Genomic DNA, 22769 nt, shown 5'->3' on the forward strand with positions numbered 1-22769 from the left:
TCAGGAGCCAAGCGCTGCGATTGCAGCGCGGCGGACGAGACCGGGTAGCACGCTGACCCGATACCAGGCCGAGGCATCAACGCTGTCGCGGCCGACGAACTCGTCCGCCAACGCGGCCGCGGTCTGCGCGGCCTCCGCCGCATCGAGCGGACGTCCGATGAGCGCTGCCTCGAGCCGCTCCCAGCGCCGCGCCACCGGCTCGACTGAACCGACCGCGACGCGCGCCGCCTGGACACGGCCCGCTGCATCGATGCTGACCGACAGGCTGACGATGGCGACCGGGTAGTCACCCGATTTGCGCAGCGGCAGGCGGGCATGGGCGCTTCTGCGCACCGCCCGCGGCAAGATGATCCGCGTCACCAGATGACCGGGGGGAAGGGACGATCGGATCTTCAGGAAATGCGCCAGGCCGATGCGCTCGCGGCTGTCGCGTGCGGACATTTCGACTTGGGCATCGAGGCAGAGCAGCGCCGGCACGCAATCCGCTGCGGCGAATTCCGCCGTCGCAAGGTTGCCGCCGATCGTCGCCATCGCGCGGATCGCGGGATTGGCGGAGCGGCCGGCGGCGTCGACCAGGACCGCAAATTCCGGAAGATCGGCCAGGGCCGCCGTGAGTGCCGCATGGGTAACCGCCGCGCCGATCTCGATTGCATCGCTGTCGATGCGGACCGTGGTCAGCTCGGCGATCTTGCCGATCGCGACATAGTGTGGCTTCAACCGTTCGTGGCGGATCGGCGACCGCATGATCCATGTGCCGCCCGCAAAGGCAGCGCCGGCCGCGCCGAATTCGCTCAGTGCGTCGAGTGCGGAAGCGAGCGAGGGCGCGACGTAGATCGACGCAGGTGCCTCGTGCGTCTCGCCAGCGACGCTCTGCATGGGAGAACCCGTCGTCATTGGCGCCGCTCCAGTCGCAGGCGATCGAGCAGAACGCCGACGATGACGATCGCGCCGAGCACGACCATCTGGACGTATCCGTCGATCCGGGTGAGGTTCATGCCGTTGGACAGAATGGTGATGAACAGGGCGCCGAGCACTGCGGTGCCGACTCCACCGCGCCCGCCCGCCAGGCTTGTTCCGCCGACCACGGCGCCGGCAATCGCTTGCAGTGAAAGCGCTCCGCCGAGGTTCGGCTCGCCCGATCCGGTCCGCGCCGTCATCATGATCGCGCCGAGCGCCGCAAGCCCGGAGCACAGCACATAGGTCGCGATCAGGGTGCGCTTGACCGGCAGGCCGGCGACCGCCGCTGCGCGCGGGTTGGTGCCGATGAGGTAAAGCGAACGGCCGAACACCGTCCGCGTCAGGGTCCAATGGAGCACGGCGCCGACGCCGACCGTGATCGCGATGGCCGCCGGGATACCGAAGACGCTGCCGCCGTAGAATATCTGCGAGAACGGCGCCGGCACGCCTTGCACCGGCCGTCCGGACGACAGCGTGGTCGCAACTCCGATCGCGATATTGTAGCTGCCGAGCGTTGCGACGAAGGGGTTGACCCCGAGCAGCGCAATAACCACGCCGTTGAAGAGGCCGCACGCGGTGCCGAGCAGGAAACCGGCAGCGAGCCCGGCGAGCAGCACGACGCCTGTACCATGGCCCGACGCCGTGGCGCCGGCCATCGCCAGCGCGGTGCCGACGCTCACCATCGATACGGTCGGGCCGAGTGCGAGGTCGAAGCCGCGCGTCAGGATCACCACGGTCTGGGCCATCGCGAACAGGGCCAGATAGCTGGTCTGCTGCGCGATGTTGAGCAGGTTGGCCGGCGACAACACGTCGCGGTCGACCGCCGCGAAGCCGAGCAACAGGGCCACCAATGCGACCGGCAGCACTGCGCTCCAGAGCCATCGACCCGGCGCCAATTTCGGGCGATCCGCGTTCTTGGCGGCGACGGACAATTCGAGGTCAGACACGAGCCTTGCTCCGTCGGCTGAGTTCGTCCAGCGCCACGGCTGCGACCATGATGACGCCGAGGAAGACCGGCTGCAGCCGGGAGTCGACATGCAAGAGGTTGAGCGCATTGCCCAAGATGGTCAGGAACAGGGCGCTGATGGCGACGATTTCGATGCGCCCGACGCCGCCGCGCAAGCTGACGCCGCCGATCACGGCGGCCGCGATCGATTGCAGCATCATCCGGTCGCCGCCGAAGCTGGCCTGGCCGGAGCCGACCTGCGCGGTCAGCAGGATGCCGGTCAGTGCCGCGAGCATGCTTGAGACAACGTAGGTGCCGACGACGTGGCGCTGGATCGCTACGCCCGACACGATGGCCGCATCGACATTGCCGCCGATTGCGTAGACGTAGCGGCCGAACAGCGTGCGCCGCTGCGCAAACACCATCACGATGATGATGACCAGCGCGACGTGGACGGCGGTCGGCAGGCCGAGCGCCTGGGCGCGCCCAAAGCCCTTCACGAAGATATCGGGCATGCCGTAAACCGGGATTCCGTTGGTGATCATCAGGCCGACGCCCGCAGTCGCCGACATCGTGCCCAGGGTCACCACGAAGCCGGATACCTTGAGCTTCGCCACGCAAAATCCGTTGACGAGCCCGACCACGGCCCCGGAGCCGAGTCCGGCAGCCATTCCGCTGGCAATGATGAGGGCGTTGTTGCCGGGAAACGCGGTGGCTGCGGCGGCCATGGTCTTGGCGGTGACGACGCTCGCAAGCGCCACGACGGCGCCGACTGAAAGATCGAAGCCGCCCGCGATGATGACCAGCGCCTGACCGCAGGCGACGATCGCGAGCAGCGACGCGTTGCGCAGGATGTTGAGGATGTTGATGATGCCGTAGAACTGCGGATCGACCGCCGACATGCCGGCGACGAGCAAGACCAGCAGGGCCGGCAGGAACCCGACACGGCCTGCGATCGATCGCAGACCGATCGCGCCTTGCGGGTTTGCGGTGACCAGCGCGGTGTTCACGCGACCTCCGCGGCGAGATGGTCGCGGAAGAAGCTCGACAGCACGTTCTGCTCGGTCTTCTCGGCGCCCTTCAGTTCGGCGGCGATGCGGCCGTGATGCATGACGTAGAGCCGGTTCGACAGCGCCAGAACTTCCGGCAATTCCGACGACACCACGATCACGGCAGCGCCGGCCTCGACCAGGCGTTTCATGAACTGGTAGACCTCGAGCTTGGCGCCGACGTCGATCCCGACGCTCGGCTCGTCGAACAGGAACACGTTCAGCTCACGCGTGAGCGCGCGTGCCAGCATCACTTTTTGACGGTTGCCGCCGGACAGCGCGCCGGCGCTCCGTTCGATGTTCGGCGGCCTCAGCTGCAACCGCTCCATGATGTCCGCGATCGTGGCGCGTTCGACGGCCTGCCGCAGCACGCCGAAGCGCGCGAACGCGGGCAGGTCGAGCACCGTCATCGATGCGTTCTCGCGGATCGGACGGGACAGCGCGAGCCCTTCGGCAACTCGGTTGGCAGGAAAATAAGCGATGCCGCGCTTGAGGCTTTGCCTGGGGGTCGGGAATTCGTAAGGCAGACCGTCGATCCGGATCACGCCTGATGCCGCGGGCTCGATGCCGTAGACCGCGCGGATCAGCTCCGATTTTCCGCAGCCGACGAGACCTGCGATGCCGGTGATCTCGCCGGCGCGGGCATGGAAATTCACCTCCTGAACGCTACCGTCCGTGAGCGTCAGGTTTTCGATGTCGACCATCATTTTGTCAGGCCGGTGTGCGATGGTCGGGAACAGCAGGTCGATCCTGCGGCCGGTCATCAGTTCCACCAGCTCGCCGTCGGTCGAGCCGGCGGCGTCGAGGGTCTGGATGTGGCGGCCGTCGCGCAGCACCGTCACACGGTCGGCAAGGGCGCGGATTTCGCGCATGCGATGCGAGACATAGATCAGCCCGACATTCTGGCTCTTCAGGCGCGCGATCAGCTCGAACAGCCGTCCGGTCTCGCGCTCTGTCAACGAGGCGGTCGGCTCGTCAAGAATCAAAAGGCGCACGCGGCCGAGCAGGGCCTTGGCGATTTCGGCCATCTGCTGGTGCGCGCGGGAAAGGTCGTCGATCCGTTGCGCCGGATCGAGATCGAAGCCGAGCTCGTCGATCAGCGCCCTGGCGCGCTTGCGCATCTCGCGTGAGCGCAGCACACCGCCATGCGTGACCTCGCGGCCAAGGAACAGGTTCTCTTCCACCGTGAGGCTCGGGATAAGCGAGAACTCCTGAAAGACCGGGCTGATGCCGATCGTGCGGGCCCGCTGCGGCGTGAGATGATGGATCTCCTCGTCGCCAAAATGGAACGTGCCTTCGTCCGGCGGAAACGTTCCCGAGACGACATTGATCAGGGTCGATTTGCCGGCGCCGTTCTCGCCGAACAGGACGTGAAGCTTGCCGGCACGTACGTCGAGGTCGACCCGGTCGAGCGCGCGAACGCCGGTGAAGCGCTTCGATATCCCCCGCAATCGAAGCAGAGGCTCGGCAGGCTTCGGGGCGATCTCGACATCCATTCGCGTCTCCGTTGGGCCGTGAGCAGGACGGGTGGGAGCAGGTGCTCCCACCCGGCACCATTCGCGAGCGGCTTACTTGGCCTTGACCGAATAGACCGGTGTCCAGCTCGCCGGCGCCAGCACGAGGTCCATCTGCAATTTCGGTACCGTGGTCTTGTCGATGACCGCGGCGATCGGCTGGACAAGGCTCATGACCGGCTTCTTCTCGATGAGACGCACCGCCTGATCGATCGCGACGGCGCCTTCGCCGACCGGATACTGGGTTGCGAAGGCGAGGATGTCGCCGCGGTTGAGCGCGTCGAGCATGGCCTGGTTTTCGTAAGACGATACGATCTTCAGGTCGCTTCGGCCGGCCTCGGCAACGGCGCCGATGGCAGCTTCAGCGGTGGGGGCGGTGCCCCAGATCACGTTCATGGCGGGATAGGCCTGCAAGGCGTCCTGAATGAGCTGAAGCTGCACGGCGACGCCGGAGTCGCCGAATTTCTCGGCCAGAATCTTGGCGTTCGGGTTCTTGGCAACGGCCTTCTTGAAGCCTTCGTTGAACGACTCCGCCCAGCCAGAGCCGGCCGGGCCGGGGAACGTCACGATGTTGAGCTTGTCGCCAGGCTTGGATTGCGCCAGCAGGCCGGCGCCGGTGACTTCGCCCATGGCGACGAAGTCGACATAGTTGGCCGCGGGCAGCGCGTTCGGCGGCAGCGGGTTGGTGACGCCGACGACCGGCACGCCCTTGGCCTTGGCTTCCTCGAACTTCTTGCTGAGGCCTGCGCCGGAGATGGCGCCGACGATGATGGCGTCCGGTCCGCTCGCCATGCAGTCATCGAATTGCGACAGCTGTTTCGGCAGGTTCTCGTAACCTCCGGCCTCGTAGAGGTTCATGTTGACGTTCATCGCCTCGGCCTGTTTGACGATGCCATAGGCAACGGCGACCCAGAAACTGTCCTTCATGTGCGGAAACAGCACACAGAGCCTGTAGGGCTTCTCGGCCTTCGGCAGCGGCGTGTACTCGGCCGGCTTCGGTGTGCCAGACGACGCGTCGTAGACCTTCATCGGAAACCACGGCGTCTCGGCCGCGGCCGGCGCGACCGCGGCGGCAAGGGTGAGGCCTGCGGCAAGGCCGAGCGCGCGGCGGATCGGCCAAACTCGATTGGGGGAAAGGCACGTCGTACTCGTCATAGCACAATCCTCATGGCTCGAATGAAAGTGGAGGGGCGATGTCGGATCCAGTTTTTTGTGAACGCTCTGTGCCGCCTGCCGGCGGTGCGGTCGGCGATGGCAATCAACCCGCTTTCCACATTGCGACCGAGCGCCGCTCAAACGCTTCGCGGAACTGGCGCGTGGATTCGGGAAGCAAGGCGCCGGTGCCCCAATCGAGGATCACCGCGTGCTTGCGGATCGCGTCGAGCGCGTCGATTGCCCCGCTGCGATAGCGTTGCGCCACCAGCTCCGGATCGAGCCGGACATTGGCAACGCGCTCGGAGCGGATCTTCGCGCGGAGCGCCTCGGTCGCGACCTTGTCGACCTCGTAGTTGCAGAGCTCGGCGTCGATGGTGTGCACCACGACGCCATAGTCCTTGGCGGCGCGCTCGACCGAGACATAGTCGTCCTTGATATCCTCGACGACGAGGTTCGGATCGCGCTCAAGCGGATCGCCAAACCCGCCGCCGCCGGCGGTCGGACGCGAGAAAGTGTCGCCTTCGCCGATCGGGACGTCCGAGAAGATCGAGCCGAGCCGCTCCTCGGACGTGCTGCCGGCGCGCTTCAGGGTCAGGCCGTGCGGCATCGACGGCAGGCCGCCCTCGATGCCCCACACGATCGCACGCTCGCGGTCGCAGATATAGGAGATCACGGTTTTCTCGGCCTGAAGCATCCGCGACGTCTTCACCACGCCGGCGCCGCCGCGCCACTTGCCGGGGCCGGGAGAGTCCTTGAGGATCTCGCATTCCGTCGTCAGGATCGGGTTGGCGCGCTCCTGGCCTTCGACCGGCTGCGACATCAGGCCGGTGCCGAAGCAGGCGGTCGTGACATTGCTGCCATCCTTGCCGTTGCGCCCGCCCCAGCCGCCGGGCAGCCAGTCATAGAACATGAAGATCGGCTTGTCGGAGCTGCGGGCATCGAGCCCGCCGGTGAGCAGATATTCGAGATTGAACGCGCAAGCGAGCGCGCGCTCCGGCATCAGCTTCGACCACATTTCGTAGATCGAGTTCATGATCTTCTCGAACGGCATCAGAAAGCCGGTGACCGCGATCGGCCATTTGGCGTCGACGATCGAGCCTTCGGGGGCGATGATCTCGAAGCAACGGTAGAAACCGGAATTGAGCGGCAGGTCGGGGAAGAATGTCTTCATGCCGGCGGCGACGGCGGAAAAGGTCGCGCCGAACGCCGAATTGTAGATCGAGCCGATGGTCGGATGGCTGCCGGTGAAGTCGTAGATCGCGCGGTCGCCCTTGATTGTCATCTTGATGCGGATCGGGATCATGCCTTCGCCGCCGGCTGGATCGCGGTCGATGAAATCGACCGTCTCCCATTCGCCGTCAGGAAGCGCTGCGATGCGTTGGCGTGCCGAGCGTTCGACATAATCCTGCACGGCGGCAAGCCCGGTCTCGACGGTATCACGGCCATATTTGCCGACCAGGCGCAGGATCTCGCGTTCGCAGACGGCCGTCGCTTCGGCCTGTGCCTGGATATCGCCGATGATCGAGGCCGGATCGCGCGTATTCGAGGCGATCAGATGCGCGACGTCCTTGCGCAGGCCGTTCTTGTCGAACAGCCGGACCGGCGTGATGCGCAGGCCCTCGCGGAACATCTCGCGGGCGGCGACGTCGAACGATCCCGGCACGCTGCCGCCGACGTCGGACCAATGTCCGTTGGACTGGCTGAAGGCGATGATCTTGCCGTCGGCGAAGATCGGACGGATCAGGCGGACGTCCGAGAAATGCGTGCCGCCGGCATAGGGATCGTTGATGGCGAAGACGTCGCCCTCATGCATGTCGCCTTCGAAATGGCGCATGACATCCTTGCAGGTGAAATGCAGCGTGCCGACGTGGACGGCGATATCCTGGTTGCCCTGCGCCGCGCATTCGCCGTTGGCGTCATGCAGCGCGCTCGAGAAATCGCGATTGTAGATGACAAAGGAGTAGCAGGTCCTCAAGACCTGCTCGCCCATCTGGTCGACGCTGGTGATGAAGGAGTTCTTCAGAACCTCGAAGGTCACGGGGTCGAGCGGGAGAGCTCCGGCCATGGTTCACTCCTTCACGCGGATGATGATGTTGAGATATTTGTCGACCTCGGCGCTGGCGCCGGGCGGAACGACGGTAGTGGCATCGACCTGCTCGATGATCGCGGGGCCTTGAAAAGAGAAGGCGCAGGGCAGGTCGTCGCGCCGATAGACGGGTGTATCGAGCCCGCTGCCCTCGAACCAGACCCTGCGGCGGCTGACCGGCTCGGGGCTAGCGCCGGTCGGCTCGTGGACGGCAAACTCGGCCTTGGGCACCACCCCCACTGCCTTCAGATTGAGACGGAAGAAGCTGACCGGTGCGCTGTCGCGGCGGAAATTGTATTCGCGCTGATGCTCGGCATGGAAGCTCTGCACCAGATCGGCGATCGCGCCGATCGGCCGTGGCGCGTTGACGGCAAGCGAACGCCACTGGCCGCGATACATCATGTCGATCGAGCGCTGCAGCACGATGTCTTGCTGCGCGACGCCCTCATGGGTCAACCGCGTGAGCGCGGCTTTCTCGAGCTCGGCGAACTGCGCCTCGATCTCGGTGGCGTCGGCCTCGGCGGCGTCGGCCATGCAGCTTTGCGAAAAATCGTGCTGCATGTCGACGAGCAGGCAACCGAGCGCCGAGGTCACGCCAGGATTGGGCGGTACGATCACGACGGGAATCGCCAGCTCACGTGCGACGTCGACCCCATGCAGGGCACCGGCGCCGCCGAACGCCACCAGCGCAAAATCGCGTGGATCGTAGCCGCGACTGATCGAGATCAGCCGCACCGCATCCGACATGTTGGCGTTGGCGACCTTGACGATTGCATCTGCGGCTTCATGCAGGCCGAGGCCGAACGGCTTGGCAACGCCGCCCTCGACCGCTTGCCGCGCCAGCTCGGGGTCGAGCTTGACCTTGCCACCGGCGAGATCGGTGCCAAGCCGGCCGAGCGTCACATTGGCATCGGTGTTGGTCGGTTGCGTATTGCCGTTGCCATAGCAGGCCGGTCCCGGATAGGCGCCGGCCGATTGCGGGCCGTTGCGCAGCGAGCCGGCCGGATCGGTCCAGGCCAGCGAGCCGCCGCCGGCACCGATGGTGAGCACCTCGATCGATGCGAAGCGGATCGGATAGCCGAACTCGATATGCCAGTCCTTGGTGATCCGCGACTGGCCCTCATAGGCCAGCGACACGTCGGTCGATGTGCCGCCCATGTCGAGGCCGATCGAATTGGGGAAACCGCAAAGACCGGCGATATGGCGGCTGGCGATGGCGCCGGCGGCGATGCCGGAGCCGGCAAGGCGCGCCGCGAAATCCTTCACGCTCGCCGGCGTCATCACGCCGCCACCGGTGTGCAGCAGCAGAAGGTCGCGAGTGTAGCCCTCGTCTGCGAGGCGTTCGCCGAGCTGGCTCGTGTAGTTGACGACGACCGGGCTCACCACGGCATTGGCGACCGTCGTCGAGAACCGCTCATGCTCGAAGATTTCGGGAAGCACCTGCGAGGAGATCGAGACCGGAATGTCGGGCATCTCGGCCAGCAGAATATCGCGCATCGCGCGCTCATTGGCGCCGTTGAGATAGGCGTTCATGAAGCACACCGCGACTGCGGCGACGCCGCGACGCTTGAGGATGCGTGCGACGCTGCGCGCAGCTTCGACGTCGAGCGGCTCGATCACCGCGCCGGCAGCATCGACGCGTTCGGGCACGGTGAGGCGGTCGCGCCGTGGCACATAGGGCCGCACCACGTCCTTGTAGGTGTCCCAGAGATCCTCCTTGTTGGCGCGCCGGATCTCGATGACGTCGCGGAACCCCTTGGTCGTGACCACGGCGGTGCGCGGCAGGCGGCGCGTGATCAGCGCGTTGGTGGCAATCGTGGTGCCGTGCGAGAACAACGCAACCTTCGACAGGTCGATGCCGGCCTTGGATACGCCGCCCATGATCCCTTCGATCGGGTCGCGCGTTGAGGAGGTCTTCTCGATGCGCACGAGACCGGTCGTCTCGTCCATAATGCAGATGTCGGTGAAGGTGCCTCCGACGTCGACGGCCACACGAAGGTTCTGCGCCATGCCTCTTCCTTTCGAACGAGCGTTTCGCCGATCTTAGGCAGAGCGGCGGCTTCCGTTCTTGACGCTGAGCGCAGGAAGATTTGTGCGAGAGAGCGAACCGTGCCGGTGCCCATACATGCCCAGACCGGCGGCGGTGTGCCTAAGAATCGATCAGCAGGGCCAGTCTTCAGGAGTTGGCTGTGCGCGAAATGGCGCGCGCCTCGCTCGGGGTGCATCCGAACCGGCCGCGATAGTTGCGGCTGAACTGCGCCTGGTCGGCAAAGCCCCATTGATAGGCGATTTCCGAAATGCTCTTGCGGCAGTTCGCATCGCGCAGCAGAGCGTCGCACATTGAAAGGCGCTGGTTGCGGATATAGGCGCAGACGGTCAGACCTTCGCCCTCGAAAATCTGGTGCAAATAGCGCAGCGAGATGCCGCAGCCGTCGGCAATCATCTGCGGTGTGAGCCGCATATCGTCGAGGCGGGCACGGATGAACTGCTCGCAACGCAGCAAATGGCCGTTGCGCACGGAGGACGAGTGACCGGTCAACACACGGTCGTCGGATTCAATGGCCATCGCAAGCAGCTCGATCAGGTGCTTGCCCATCATCGTGCGCGCCGTCTCGTCCATTTCCTCGATCCGTTCACCGGAGAGGCGCAGCGTGTCGACGAACAGCGCGCCGACGCTGCGGCTGGCGTCGAATTGCAGCGTCGCGAGGCGCTCGGGCCGGGAAATGCGGGCGCGCAGCACTGCGCTCGGGATCTTCAGGCACCATAGCGCCGTCGGATCCTGATGGCTGAACTCGTAGGGCAGGTGGCTGCGTTCGATCAGGAACGCGCCCGGCCGGCAATGCACCACCTTGCCGTCCTGCTCGAAACGGATTTCGGCGAGCTCGGGTACCGTGATCAGGAATGACTCTTCCCGCTCGCTCAGGAGATGCCGCTCATGCCGCTTGTACAGCAGGCCGTTGGCAATGTTGCGGGACACCGAGACAGGGCCCATCGACCAGGCGCCGAGGCGCGCATTGAAGTCGCGCGTGCTCGGGAAGCGCAGGTCGAGCGAGTAATAGGTCTTCGAGACGACCTCCTGCCAGTACTGGCGGCGGGTCTGCGACGGAATGTCGTTGGTCGTGTAAGTGACTTGCATGTCTCACTCCCGCCGCCGGCTGTGCCTCCGGTCGTCGTGTCCCCAGGCAAAGTTTGGCGAGGACAGCCGGACGGCGTCAAGTCGAATAAAACGGAAACTGATATTCTAGATTTCGATGGCCTCCTCGGCCTGGTGCCGGGGATCGACGCTGACGGGGGGCCGGGCCGGCCCGACGCCGGCAACCGCAAAGCGCATGAAATCGCGGAAAGCCATGGCAGCCTCCGATGGCTTGGTGTCGCGACGCCAGGCAAGACCGATGTCCATGCTGGGCACCTCGTCCTCGATGACGCGGGTCTCGATCCGCTGCCCCTCCAGCGACCAGGGCCGGTAGATCAGGTCGGACAGAATGGCGATTCCCATGCCGCCGGCGACCATGGAGCGGACGGCTTCGACCGAGGAGGTGCGGAACACCGTCTTCGGTTCGAGTGAGGCGTTGTTCCAATAGCGCATCGAGGTGTGCTTGGCCTCGTCGACCGTGAGCATGACGTAGGGATAGGTGGCGACGTCAGCGAGGTGGACCCGCTCGGCACGGGTCAGAGGATGCTCGGGCGCAAGCCACAGCCGGCGCGGCGATCGCAGCAAGGTCTCGCTGGTAAGCATCGCGTTGTCGCGCAGGTTCGAGACCAGCATCACCGCGAGGTCGAGCGCACCATCGACGAGTGCGCGCTCGAGCACGTCGCGCGGCGCCTCGAACAGCTCGATCGTGATTCCGGGGAAACTCGCCTTGAAGCGCATCTGATGACGCGGCAGGAAGTAGCCCGACACGGTGTAGGTGACGCCGACGCGGATCGTCCCGAACAGGGGTCCGGCGGACATCTGGGTGTCGCGCACCGCCTCGGCGACGGCGGCGAGGATATGACGGCCCTGGGAGAGGAAGCGGCTGCCCTCCATGGTGACGGTTACGCCGTTCGGCGCGCGCTCCAGCAAGCGGGCGCAGACGGTGGCCTCGAGCTGCTGGATCGCCGCGGTGACCGCAGATTGCGAGACGTTGAGATCGATGGCCGCCTGGCTGATCCGCCCGGTCTCGGCGGCGGCGACGAAGTAGCGGATCTGTTTCAGAGAAACGGACATCGCGGTTGTTCCGATGTTTGCATAACTCATGAGCAGTGTTTCTCAGCCCGAATGTGTCCGCTGCAACTCTCGTGCCGCCCGACGGACGGCACGCCGTGGCACCGACCTCAGATGCGCGAGCGCGCAACCGACAGCCACAGGTTTTGGCTTGACCGCGCGTGATCGCGTCGGCGCCGGCGGCCGAGGCCCGTTGGCAGATGCGGCGAGCTCCTGGCGATTACGCCATGGCGCTGCGAAGCTTGCCCAGCAGCTCGGTCCGGCTTTTGCGTGCCGCAAGCGCCTGATCCATGTCGACCTTGACGAACTTCACCGGCGTGTTGGGCTGAAGCTGACCGATCAGATCCATATCAGCGGCGATCACGGTGCCGACCATGAAGTAACCGCCGCCGGATACGGCGTCGCGATGCAGCACGATCGGCTCGGTGCCGCCGGGAACCTGGATCGAGCCGTAGGGATAGCAGGCATCGGTGATGTTGGATGGATCGGAGCCGGCGCCGAACGGCGGTTCGCGCGGAACGAATTCGAGCGGCTTGCCACCCTTGAAGCGGTAGCCGATCCGGTCGGCTTCCGGCGCGACCTTCCAGGTGTCGGAGAAGAAGCCGTTGCCGGCGGCCTCGGTGATGCGGTGCCAATAGAGGCCGGGCATGGCGCGCAGCTCTGTCGGCATTCCCGCCGGTTGTCCGCGCAAATCGTTGGCGACGGTGCGGCCGTCCTTGACCGTCGCGCTGGCATGGCCGACCGGCAATTCGTCGCCGGCCTCGAGCTTGCGGCCCTTGAAGCCGCCGAGCGCGCCGAGTGCGTAGGTCGATCGCGAGCCGAGCACCACGGGCACATCGATGCCACCGGCGACCGCGATGTAGCCGCGCGCGCCTCGCTTGAGGAAGTCGAAGGAGAGAATCTGTCCGCGCTTCACCTTGAAGCTGGTCCAGGTCTCGCGCGGCCCGCCGTCGAGTTTCGGCGGAAGCTCCGCGCCGGTGACGGCGACCGTGGTGTCCTCGGTGAATTCGAGCTCGGGCCCCATGAACACCGCTTCAAGCACGGCTGCGCCTGCATCATTGCCGACGAGCAGATTTGCGGCGACCAGCGCGTGACGGTCCATGCCGCCGGAGAGCGGGATGCCGATGTGATAATAGCCGGGACGTCCGAGGTCCTGGACGGTGGTCGCAAGACCCGGCTTCAAAACCCTAACGGCCATGGAGAACTCCATCGAGCTTGCTGTTGTAGCCATCAATGTCGCGGTTGAACTCGGTCAGCGAGAACGAGACGTCGCGGATCACGGGCGCAAATCGGCCGGCGTCGACGTCGGCGACCGCAGCGTCATAGGCTGCCCGGTCGATCGGTTTCCATTTCACGATGTCGCCCGGTTTGAACAGGCACATGAAGTCGCGCAAATAGCTGATGGTCTGGTTGGGATCATAGATCGGCATCGGCGTGATGCCGAACATCTGGTAACCGCCGGCGCCGCGCACCGAATAAATGCAGCTGAAACAGCCGCCATGCCCGACCGTGAGCTTCGGCGTATCCGTGCGCGGGCGCAGATATTTCGGGGCCTGAAGCTGCCGCTTGCGCTCGACCATCTGGTACAGGAAGGGCAGGCCGGCGACGAAGCCGACCATCGAGACGAACCAGGGCGCGCTGGAATGCGCCTTGATGAAGGCATCGACGCTGTCGAGGCCGTTGATGCGCGCAGCGTATTCGAGGTCGGTGCCATCAGGATCCTGGTGACGCTCGCGGAAGCGCATCAAGGTCTCATGGGTCCAGGGATCGTTGTAGAGCACGGGAATCTCGATGATCCGGGTCTTGATTACCGGTTCCGATTTCTCGGATGCGGAATCCAGCCGCTTCAGCTCGGCGAGGAGATCGTCCGGCTTGATCTGATCCGGATCGAACTTGACCTGATAGGACGCGTTCGCCGGGCAGATCTCGGTGACGCCCTTGATCCTGGCATCGCGCACCGCATTGGTGATGAACAGGCTCTTGAAAAAGGCCTCGAGCGACATCGCTTCGCCGACCTCGGCGAAAATGTGCTCATCGCCGCCGAAGGAAAATCGAGTTTGCATGCTAGCGGCCTCCTGTTGCTGACGGGGCGGATTCTCTCGACATCATGAGGCGACCTTCGCGGGTGATAGCGGCTGAGCGGTGGCAAGGGCGGCGGCATGGGACTCAAGCCATGGTTCGAGCCATGCCGTATGGAAGCGTCCAGCCTGGACGTCGGCGTCGCGCGCCAGCGCCTGGTGCAGGGGCTTGGTCGTGAAAATGCCTTCGACGCTGAGCTCGGCAAGCGCGTGCTCGAGTTTCTTCATGGCGCTCGGCCGGTCCTTGTCGTGCACGATCAGCTTGCCGAGCAGGCTGTCGTAGAAGGGAGGCACCGTGTAGCCCTGATAGAGCATGCTGTCGAAGCGAACGCCGTCGCCGACGGGCAGGCTGAGCGCGCTCACCGTGCCCGGGTTCGGCAGGAAGTTTCTGGCCGGATCCTCGGCGTTGATACGGACCTCGATCGAATGGCCGCTGACGCGCATCTCGTTCTGGCTGATGCGCAAGCGTTCGCCGCCGGCGATCTGGATCATCTCGCGGACGAGGTCGATGCCCGTGATCATTTCCGTGACCGGATGCTCGACCTGGATGCGGGTGTTCATCTCCAGGAAGTAGAATTCGCCGGTGGCGTCGTCGTAGAGATATTCGAGCGTCCCGGCGCCGCGATAATTGACCGCTTTGGCAAGTGCCACGGCCGAGGTGCAGAGTCTCTCCCGCACGGCCTGGGTGAGCGAGGGCGAGGGGGCTTCTTCCCAGACCTTCTGGCGGCGGCGCTGCAACGAGCATTCGCGCTCGAAGCAATGGATCACGTCGTGTCCGTCGCCGAGCACCTGCACCTCGATATGCCGCGCGCCTTCGATCAGCTTTTCGACGTAAAGCCCGCCGTCGCCAAAGGCCGCGAGCGCCTCGGCCTGTGCCTGCGGCATCAGATGTTGAAACTCCTCATGCGACCGCGCGATGCGGATGCCGCGTCCGCCACCTCCGGCGGCGGCCTTGATCATCACGGGGAAGCCGGTTTTCTCGACCAGCGCGAAGGCCGCTTCCGCCGACTCCAGCCGCCCCTGGCTGCCGGGGACGGTCGGCACGCCGGCCGCAGCGGCGGCCTCGCGTGCCGCGACCTTGTCGCCCATCAGCCGGATCGATTGCGCGGTCGGGCCGACAAAGATCAATCCCGCGGCTTCGACAGCGGCGGCGAACTCGGCGTTCTCGGCCAGGAAGCCGTAGCCGGGATGGATGGCGTCGGCGCCGGCGCTCCGCGCCGCGGCGAGGATGGCAGCCTGGTTGAGATAGGATTTCGACGCCTGCGGCGGACCGATATCGACCGCTTCGTCGGCGAGCCTGACTGCAAGCGAGTCCTGGTCGGCCTTGCTGTAGACCTGCACGGTTGCAATGCCGAGATCGCGCGCTGCGCGGATGATGCGCACCGCGATCTCGCCGCGATTGGCTATGAGGAGCTTCTTGATCGCCATGGCTGGTCGGAGAGCCCTAAACGTCGATTTCGGCGATCGGCTGGCCGGCCATCACGGCATCTTCATTCTCGGCCAGGAAGCGGACGATCTTGCCGGCGATGCCAGCTTTCACTTCGTTGAACGATTTCATCACCTCGATAAGCCCGATCGTGTCGCTCTCGGCGACGGCGTCGCCGTCGTTCTTGTAGACCGGCTTGTCGGGAGCCGGCTTGCGATAAAAGATGCCTGGGAGCGGCGAGAAGATCTGCTGCGTTGCCATTGTTTCCTCGTGTTGTATTGGTTCGTTGCCGCGTCGGTTCAGCGCGCGGTGAGATAGGGGCGCACCGCCTCGCGGACGGCCTCGGCGATGGCGACGGCGTTCGGCGTGTCGGAGTGGATGCAGATCGAATCGGAGCCGACCACGATGTCGTTTCCCGCCACCGTGCGCGTTTTGCCTTCATTGACCGCCCTTGCGCATCGGGTGGCGGCGTCGGCCGGATCCTTCGCCTCGTGCTCGCGGGTGATGATCAGGCTGCCGTCGGCATTGTAGTCGAGGTCGGCATAGTATTCGGCGACGAAGGCATGACCGCGCCGCTCGTAGACCTTCTGGTGCAGCGTTCCCTTCATGCCGAGCAGCGGCACCTTGTAGACGTCAGCGGCATCAGCCACGGCTTCGGCGATCTCCTCGTTGCGCGATGCCATGCCGTAAAGTGCGCCGTGCGGCTTGATGTGATTGAGCGCCATGCCTTCGGCATCCAGGAAGGCCTTGAGTGCGCCGATCTGATAGAGCAGGCAATTGGCCAGCTCCTCGCGGTCGATCTTCATCTCCCGGCGACCAAATCCCTGCAGATCGGGCAGCGACGGGTGCGCCCCGACCTTGACGCCAAATTGCTTGGCGAGCTGCACGGTCTTGCGCATGTGATTGAAGTCGGAGGCATGAAAGCCGCAGGCGACGTTCGCGACGTCGATATGAGGCATCAATGCCTTGTCGTCGCCCATCTTGTAGAGACCGTAGGCCTCGCCCATGTCGCAGTTGATCACGACCATCTCCTGATTTCCTTCCAACTGGCTTTGCATATGACCGGCGAAGGCCGCCCCGGGGTATGACTGGCGCACCCAGGGCGGCGCATTGCCGGGTTACTTGGACACCAGATAGTCGAGCGGGATCTTTTCCGAGATCGTCCACTGGTCGATCACCTGAGGCTTGCCGGCCTCGGTATCGACGATCAGATAACGACCCTGGTTCTGGTGGTGGATGTCCTTGGTGAAGGTGCGCGGCCCGAACAGCGTGGACTCGTTGTTCATCTTCTCGAGCTCGGCCACGACGGCTGCCGCATCGGTCGATTTGGCGCGTTCGACCGCCTTGGCCCAGACGTCGATCAGGACGTAGCCCGGATAGACGTACTGGCTGGAGGGGTCACCGCCGGTGACCTCCTTGTACTTCTTGTTGAACTCGTTGACCTTCGGATTCGGATCGTCGCCATAGACCGAGCCCTGCACCGGGACGTAAAAGTTCGAGAGGTCAGGAACGGCGTTCATCCAGTAGCTGCCGTCGACACCCGACCCGTTGAGGATCATCGACTTGATGCCGGCGGCACGGATCTGCTTGATGGCGGAGACAGCGCCCGGCATCATTGTGCAGAGCATGATGGCGTCAGGCTCCTTCGGCAGGCTCTTGATGCGCGTGATCTGCGAGGCGATCGAGGCATCGTCGTTCTTGAAGGTGTCGCTGCCGACCAGCTTGGCCTCCTTCAGGCGCGGCAGCATCCAGTCGAAGCCGTCGCAGATGCCCTTGTTGTAGACGGTCCAGCTGTCGAGCAGCCGATAGAAGCTGCGTGCGTTCTTCTTGGTGTAAGCCCATTCCGACATGGTCGCTCCCTGCACCGGTGCCAGCACCGAGGCCGAGAACGAGAACGGGCCGACGCCGGGGATGCCGGCCTTGATCGATTCGGCGCAGAGGAAGAAGGAAACCTTGCCGGCAGCCTGCGCCTGCAGCGCCGCGGGCGCGCCGAAATCGTAGTCGCAGGAGACGATGACGAGGTCGGCACCCTGGTCGAGCACCGCAAGGCCGGCCTTGGCACCCTCGGCCTGATCGGTCTTGGTGTCGGCAAAGACGGGCTTGATCTTCTTGCCGAGCAGGCCGCCGGCCTTGTTGATCTCCTCGATCCGGATCAGCGCCGCGTCCTGCGCCGGCTTGTCATAGGCCTGCATGAATCCGGATGCAGCGGTCGCAAATCCAACAACGATCTCGTTGGCTGCCCGGGCTGGCGTGAACCAGAGCGCGGATGCTCCGGCCAAGATGCTGAGTAATGTCGTAAAGCGCATAACCCCACTCCTCCAATTGTACAAACGAGCGTCAGTGCAGTTCCTTCAGCGCGGTCTGGACCGGTGGCGTCAGGCGGCGCTGCAACGGCCATCGACGCCAGGAGAATTCCTGGTTGCGGGTCAGTCCCGTCGGCAAGTACATCAGGATCGCGATGGTGATGATGCCGATCGCGATCTCCTGGACACCGTTCGGCAGGCCGACGGTGTGACCGCCGAGGCTGATGCCCTTCTCGAGATTGCGGAACAGCTCGATCAGCACGGATATCGCGACCACGCCCGAGACGGCTCCGCTGAGGCTGTACATGCCGCCGACCACCAGCATCGACAGCGTGATGAACGTCGTTCGCAGATAAAATGCGCCGGGATTGACGATGCTCAGGAAATGCGCGTACAGCGCGCCGGCGAGCCCGATGATGAAGGCGCTGACGACGAAGGCGATCAGCCGCTCGCGAACGATATCGATGCCGGAGGCGCTGGCCGCGACGGCTTCGTCTCGCGTGGCGCGAAGTGCCAGTCCGGAGCGCGAGATCGAGTAGAGATAGGCGATCGCGATGGCCACGGCGCCGCCGATCCATCCGGTCCAGACATTCATGGTGGGCGGAATGCCGACGATCGAACCCTGTCCGCCCGTCACCGAATCCCAGTTCGAATAGACATTGTTGATGACGCCGAGCAGGCCGAAGGTCGCAATCGAGGCGGCGATGCCCGACAGGCGCATGATGACGCGGCCGACGATCAGCGCGAACAGTGCCGCAAACAGTCCGGATATCGGCGTCGCCACCCACATCGGCAGTTGCGCGTGGAGCAGCCACGCCGGCAGGCCCTTGAGCGTGATCGACTTCATCACCGGCGGAATCGTGAGCCAGGCGGTCATGTAGGCGCCGAGGCACATGAAGCTGATATGGCCGAACGACAGCAGGCCCGAATTGCCGACGAAGACGTAGAGCCCGACCACCACCATGATGTTGATGAACATCTCGACCACGGTGCGGTTGAAGGCCCGGCTGCCGAATTGATAGGAGAGGGCGGCCATGATGAGCAGCGCCACGATCAGCACGATCGGCGTGATGATCGTTTGCCGGATGACGGACGGCCGCTGCGACATCGATCAGACCCTCTGCTTGGCGGATTTCGGTGCGAACAGGCCCTGAGGCCGCACCAGAAGGACGACGATGACGGCGCCGTAGACGAAGGCGTCTCGGAATACCCTGGCGTCGTGTGGCAGGGTCGCCTGGAACACGACGCTGGCCGCACCGATCAGGAAGCCGGCGGCAACGGCGCCGGGAATGCTGCCGAGGCCGCCGATCACGGTCGCGATGAACGCGATCAGCATCACGTTAGCGCCCATGCCGATGTCGGCGGTGCCGGAATTGGTCGCCAGGATCAGGCCGATCGCCGCCGCCAGCATGCCGCTGATGGCGAAGGCCAGCAGGATCACGCCGTTGGCGCGGACCCCGAGCATGCGCGCCATGGTGAAATTGTCGGCGGCCGCGCGCATCTCGAGCCCGTAGCGCGTGCGCTTGAGGAACAGGACGAGGACCACCAGCACGGTCAGCGTGATAATGATGGTCACGACTTGGAGCATCGGGATGTGAGCGCCGAGGAGTTCGACCGGCAGGCCAAGGCTCGGCCACAGGGTGATCGACTTCGGCCGGCTGGAAAACAGCATCAGCAGGAGATGCCGGATCACGAAGCCGAGCGCGAAGGATGCGATCATCATCGTCGCCGGATTGGCATTGCGGAAGCGGCGGAAGACGACGATCTCCGACAGGACCGACAGCGCGGCTCCGATCAAGAGCAGCAGCGGGATCAACAGATAGAACGGCAGCTGCCCGGCAAAGACGAGCGCCGCCGCATCGATCGACGGCCACAGCATGGCGAAGACGCAAAACGCGATGAAATCGCCGTGGGCGAAGTTGACGAGCCGCATCACGCCGAAGATCAGGGCGATGCCGAGCGCACCAAGGGCGTAGAGGCTGCCGAGGCTGAGGGCATCGAAGATGATCTGGAGCAGCTCGCGCATCTCAATGATCTCCGAAGCCGAAATAGGACTGCTTCAGGCGATCATCCCTGACCATATCGGCCGCAGGGCCCTCGAGCACGATGCGGCCGCCGCGGATCAGGACCATCCGTCCGCCCGTCATCATGGCGCGTGTCGAACTCTGCTCGACGATCAGGAGGGTGAGCTTGCGCTGCGTCCGTAGCCGCACCAGGATCTCGTAGACCTGGTCGATGATCTTTGGCGCAAGGCCGAGCGACGGCTCGTCGATGGCCATGATGCGGGGCGCGGCCATCAAGGCACGGCCAATGACGAGCATCTGCTGCTGGCCGCCGGAGAGCATGCCCGCCGGGGTGTGGCGGCGCTCGGCCAGCATCGGGAATTCCTCGTAGACCTGATCCAGATCGTCGGCGATCTTCTTGCGGTCGGCGCGCATCCCGGTCCCGACCTTCAGATTCTCCTCGATCGTCAGCGCGCCAAAGACATTGCGTCCCTCCGGAACCAGGGAGAATCCACGCCGGGCGATGTCTTCGGGCGCGGCACCCGTGATCTTTGCGCCATCGATCATGATGGACCCGGAGCCCGGTGGCACGACGCCCGCGATGGCGTTGAGCAAGGTCGACTTGCCGGCGCCGTTCGGGCCGGTCACGAACAGGATTTCGCCTTCCTCGATGTTCAGCGTCAGGCCGCGGAGAGCCGTCAGGCGCCCGTAGCTGACGGTGATGTCGTCGACGGCAAGCAGCGTCATGACGCGACGGCCTCTTCGGCGGCGACCGGCGGAAGCGGCTCGTCGCGCTGCGTACCCATATAGGCGTGCCTCACCGCATCGCTGTCACGGATCTGAGCGGGCGGGCCGACTTCGATGACCTCGCCGGAATCGAGGACGTAGATCCGTTCGCAGAGCTCGAGCACGAGGCCGATATTGTGCTCGATCAGCAGCACCCCGACATTGAGCTCGCCGGCGATCCGCCGGATGATGGCGGCAAGTTCGTGGCTCTCATGCTCCGACATTCCAGCCGCCGGTTCATCGAGCAGCAGATAGCGTGGTGTGCACATGATGGCGCGGCCGATCGCGACGCGGCGCTCGTCGGTATAGGGCAGGGCGCCGGCAATCGTGTTGGACAGATGCGAAATGCCGAGCCAGGCCATCACGCGCTCGGCTTCTCCGATCGCCTCCGGACGGGATTGGCCCAGGCCGACGCCGGTCACCTCAAGGTTGTCCATCACCGGCAGGTCGCGGAAAAGCCGGCCCGACTGGAAGGTCCGCGCCACGCCTTTGCGGCGCAGCTTGTGCGCTGCAATGCCATTCAGCGTGTCGCCCTCCAGTTCCATGGTTCCGGCGCCAACCGGCTGGAAGCCTGTCAGCACATTAATAAGGGTGGTCTTGCCGGCTCCATTCGGACCGATCAGCCCGACGATACGTCCCCGTGGTACGGTCAAGGTCACGTTGGACAGCGCCTTCAGGCCTTCGAATTGGACGCTGATATCGCGAGCGACCAATTCCAAACCATCGGACATGACCTCAATGCCTCTCACTCGCGAACCGACGGATTGATTTTTCCGTTCCCCCGGGGGATTGTAAAATTCGAAATATCGTTCGCTGATATCGGAAATTTTTATGTCTCTGACGTTCCGTCAGGTTCGGCATTTCATCGCAACCGCCGAGACCGGGCGCGTTTCGGCCGCCGCGGCGGCGCTCAGCGTGACCCAGTCTGCGGTCACCGCGTCCATCAAGGCGCTCGAGGCCGAGCTCGGTCACAAGCTGTTCGACCGTCATTCGAACGGCGTGACGTTGACCTTTGACGGACGGGAGTTCTTGCAGCGCGCCCGCGCCATCGAGGCCAGCGTGTCGGATGCCATACGTGGGCCGCACCGCTGGGGAATGCAGGTCGACGGCACCGTCGATGTCGCCGTCAGCTACACCATCGCCGGATATTTCCTGCCGCCCTTGCTGTCGCGCTTCTGGCGATCATTCCCGGGCATCACGGTGCGTCTCCACGAGTTTCCGCGCGACGCGATCGAGCAGAGCTTGATCAGCGGTAGCGTCGATGCGGCCATCATGCTGGTCGCGAACCTGCATGACCGGCACTCCATTCGCTCGCGGCTCTTGCTGCGCTCGCCGCGTCGCTTGTGGACCTGCGTCAATCATCCGCTGCTGCGCAAGGACAGCATCAAGCTGGCGGACCTGGCAAGCGAGCCCTATCTGATGTTGACCGTCGATGAAGCCGAACGCTCCGCGATGCGTTACTGGCGGCATACGGCGCACGTGCCGAACGTCATCTTCCGGACCCTGTCGGTCGAAGCGGTTCGCAGCATGGTCGCAACCGGCATGGGAATTACCATCCTGTCCGACATGGTCTACCGTCCCTGGTCGCTGGAAGGACATCGCATCGATCTCAAGACGCTCGATGACGATGTCCACACCATGGATGTCGGGCTTGCCTGGAAGGACAAGGCGAAGCTTTCTCCGGCGGCTCGCGCGTTCTGCGAGTTCGTTGCTCATTCCTATCCCGGATCCGAGCCGATCCAATTTGAATAGCGGACTTGCCCCTGCCAGGGGCAGGCTTGAGCAGCGTCTTTCCTTGCCCGGAGCCTGGCCAAACTGCTCATGATGGATTGGACCGAAGGTTGCCGACACGTGCCTCTGCCCCAACGTCGAATAGGGCAAAGGCGCAGGATGTCAGGGGTTACCTGTCGGCTTGGACATCGCTGAACGCGCGCGTCTCAGGGCAGTGGCGGCGACAACGCCTGCGCAACAGCCGGCGCCTTTGACGAATATGTCTTTTATGTAGCCATGCCTGCCGGCGAGCAGCTTTTGAATGAGTTCGAAGCCGACAATGACGGCGAGCAGTGCCAGCAGGATTGGCAGGACATGCTTCGGATAGGCGAACGAAAAGACGGCACCGACAACGAAGAGCGCGGCAAAGCGATCGGCGTTTGGCGATATCAACGTGTGGGGACGAAATGCCAGCGTTGTATCGGTGACGATGAAGAGGCCCAGGATCAAACCCCAAGCCAAATATCGGAATGCGGTTTGGGGCATTTCTGG

At 64.5% G+C, this 22769-nt stretch carries 21 protein-coding genes; 1 reads left to right on the top strand and 20 read right to left on the bottom strand.

All coding sequences use genetic code 11. The features are described from left to right. From QJT82_RS01855 to QJT82_RS01945, 19 genes are all read right to left on the bottom strand, one after another. On the bottom strand, positions 1–894 hold the full coding sequence (locus QJT82_RS01855; RefSeq protein WP_245288954.1) for an FAD binding domain-containing protein: 894 nt from the start codon (positions 892–894) through the stop codon (positions 1–3). Then, positions 891–1904 (bottom strand): ABC transporter permease, encoded by a 1014-nt coding sequence (locus QJT82_RS01860; protein ID WP_028345064.1) that lies wholly within the window; start codon positions 1902–1904, stop codon positions 891–893. The genes QJT82_RS01855 and QJT82_RS01860 overlap by 4 nt, the downstream gene beginning before the upstream one ends. After that, on the bottom strand, positions 1897–2913 hold the full coding sequence (locus QJT82_RS01865; protein ID WP_028345063.1) for an ABC transporter permease: 1017 nt from the start codon (positions 2911–2913) through the stop codon (positions 1897–1899). The genes QJT82_RS01860 and QJT82_RS01865 overlap by 8 nt, the downstream gene beginning before the upstream one ends. Beyond that, positions 2910–4448 (bottom strand): sugar ABC transporter ATP-binding protein, encoded by a 1539-nt coding sequence (locus QJT82_RS01870; RefSeq protein ID WP_028345062.1) that lies wholly within the window; start codon positions 4446–4448, stop codon positions 2910–2912. Before QJT82_RS01870 ends, QJT82_RS01865 begins: the two co-directional genes overlap by 4 nt. Before the next feature lie 72 nt (positions 4449–4520). Continuing rightward, complete coding sequence (gene torT / locus QJT82_RS01875; protein WP_028345061.1) at positions 4521–5621, bottom strand: TMAO reductase system periplasmic protein TorT; 1101 nt, start codon at positions 5619–5621, stop codon at positions 4521–4523. A gap of 103 nt (positions 5622–5724) precedes the next feature. Then, the gene (locus QJT82_RS01880) at positions 5725–7686 is read right to left on the bottom strand and encodes a hydantoinase B/oxoprolinase family protein (protein ID WP_028345060.1); all 1962 of its coding nucleotides are present in this window, start codon (positions 7684–7686) and stop codon (positions 5725–5727) included. A 3-nt stretch (positions 7687–7689) separates the two neighbouring features. After that, positions 7690–9717, bottom strand: coding sequence for a hydantoinase/oxoprolinase family protein (locus QJT82_RS01885; protein ID WP_264641910.1), 2028 nt, complete (start codon positions 9715–9717; stop codon positions 7690–7692). A 166-nt stretch (positions 9718–9883) separates the two neighbouring features. Further along, a complete protein-coding gene (locus tag QJT82_RS01890; RefSeq protein ID WP_028345058.1) occupies positions 9884–10843 on the bottom strand; it encodes a helix-turn-helix domain-containing protein in 960 nt (319 codons plus the stop codon). A gap of 105 nt (positions 10844–10948) precedes the next feature. Further along, positions 10949–11914: a LysR family transcriptional regulator gene (locus tag QJT82_RS01895; protein WP_028345057.1), complete on the bottom strand. Its 966-nt coding sequence runs from the start codon at positions 11912–11914 to the stop codon at positions 10949–10951. Between the two features lie 217 nt (positions 11915–12131). Then, positions 12132–13109, bottom strand: coding sequence for a biotin-dependent carboxyltransferase family protein (locus QJT82_RS01900; protein WP_028345056.1), 978 nt, complete (start codon positions 13107–13109; stop codon positions 12132–12134). Then, on the bottom strand, positions 13099–13974 hold the full coding sequence (locus QJT82_RS01905) for an allophanate hydrolase subunit 1 (RefSeq protein ID WP_028345055.1): 876 nt from the start codon (positions 13972–13974) through the stop codon (positions 13099–13101). The genes QJT82_RS01900 and QJT82_RS01905 overlap by 11 nt, the downstream gene beginning before the upstream one ends. 42 nt (positions 13975–14016) lie before the next feature. Continuing rightward, the gene (locus tag QJT82_RS01910; RefSeq protein WP_028345054.1) at positions 14017–15417 is read right to left on the bottom strand and encodes an acetyl-CoA carboxylase biotin carboxylase subunit; all 1401 of its coding nucleotides are present in this window, start codon (positions 15415–15417) and stop codon (positions 14017–14019) included. Positions 15418–15433: 16 nt separating this feature from the next. After that, positions 15434–15676 carry an acetyl-CoA carboxylase gene (locus QJT82_RS01915; protein WP_018270951.1) on the bottom strand — a complete coding sequence of 81 codons (243 nt, stop codon included), beginning with the start codon at positions 15674–15676 and terminating at the stop codon, positions 15434–15436. A 38-nt stretch (positions 15677–15714) separates the two neighbouring features. Further along, complete coding sequence (pxpA, locus tag QJT82_RS01920) at positions 15715–16443, bottom strand: 5-oxoprolinase subunit PxpA (protein WP_028345053.1); 729 nt, start codon at positions 16441–16443, stop codon at positions 15715–15717. A gap of 90 nt (positions 16444–16533) precedes the next feature. After that, positions 16534–17721: an ABC transporter substrate-binding protein gene (locus QJT82_RS01925; RefSeq protein ID WP_028345052.1), complete on the bottom strand. Its 1188-nt coding sequence runs from the start codon at positions 17719–17721 to the stop codon at positions 16534–16536. 31 nt (positions 17722–17752) lie between these two features. After that, entirely contained in the window at positions 17753–18826 is a 1074-nt protein-coding gene (locus tag QJT82_RS01930; RefSeq protein ID WP_016846056.1) for a branched-chain amino acid ABC transporter permease, read from the bottom strand. A gap of 3 nt (positions 18827–18829) precedes the next feature. Beyond that, complete coding sequence (locus tag QJT82_RS01935) at positions 18830–19744, bottom strand: branched-chain amino acid ABC transporter permease (RefSeq protein ID WP_028345051.1); 915 nt, start codon at positions 19742–19744, stop codon at positions 18830–18832. A 1-nt stretch (position 19745) separates the two neighbouring features. Next, positions 19746–20468: an ABC transporter ATP-binding protein gene (locus tag QJT82_RS01940; RefSeq protein WP_028345050.1), complete on the bottom strand. Its 723-nt coding sequence runs from the start codon at positions 20466–20468 to the stop codon at positions 19746–19748. Then, complete coding sequence (locus QJT82_RS01945; protein WP_028345049.1) at positions 20465–21238, bottom strand: ABC transporter ATP-binding protein; 774 nt, start codon at positions 21236–21238, stop codon at positions 20465–20467. The genes QJT82_RS01940 and QJT82_RS01945 overlap by 4 nt, the downstream gene beginning before the upstream one ends. A gap of 100 nt (positions 21239–21338) precedes the next feature. Here QJT82_RS01945 and QJT82_RS01950 point away from each other — a divergent pair, with 100 nt between their 5' ends. Continuing rightward, positions 21339–22259: a LysR substrate-binding domain-containing protein gene (locus QJT82_RS01950; RefSeq protein WP_028345048.1), complete on the top strand. Its 921-nt coding sequence runs from the start codon at positions 21339–21341 to the stop codon at positions 22257–22259. Between the two features lie 141 nt (positions 22260–22400). On the opposite strand, the gene QJT82_RS01955 is transcribed toward QJT82_RS01950, so the two are convergent. Then, a complete protein-coding gene (locus QJT82_RS01955; RefSeq protein ID WP_063607146.1) occupies positions 22401–22763 on the bottom strand; it encodes a hypothetical protein in 363 nt (120 codons plus the stop codon). Between the last annotated feature and the right edge of the window lie 6 nt (positions 22764–22769).

It is taken from the genome of Bradyrhizobium sp. Mp19 (genome assembly GCF_029952935.1).
In the GTDB taxonomy this organism is placed as follows: domain Bacteria; phylum Pseudomonadota; class Alphaproteobacteria; order Rhizobiales; family Xanthobacteraceae; genus Bradyrhizobium; species Bradyrhizobium elkanii.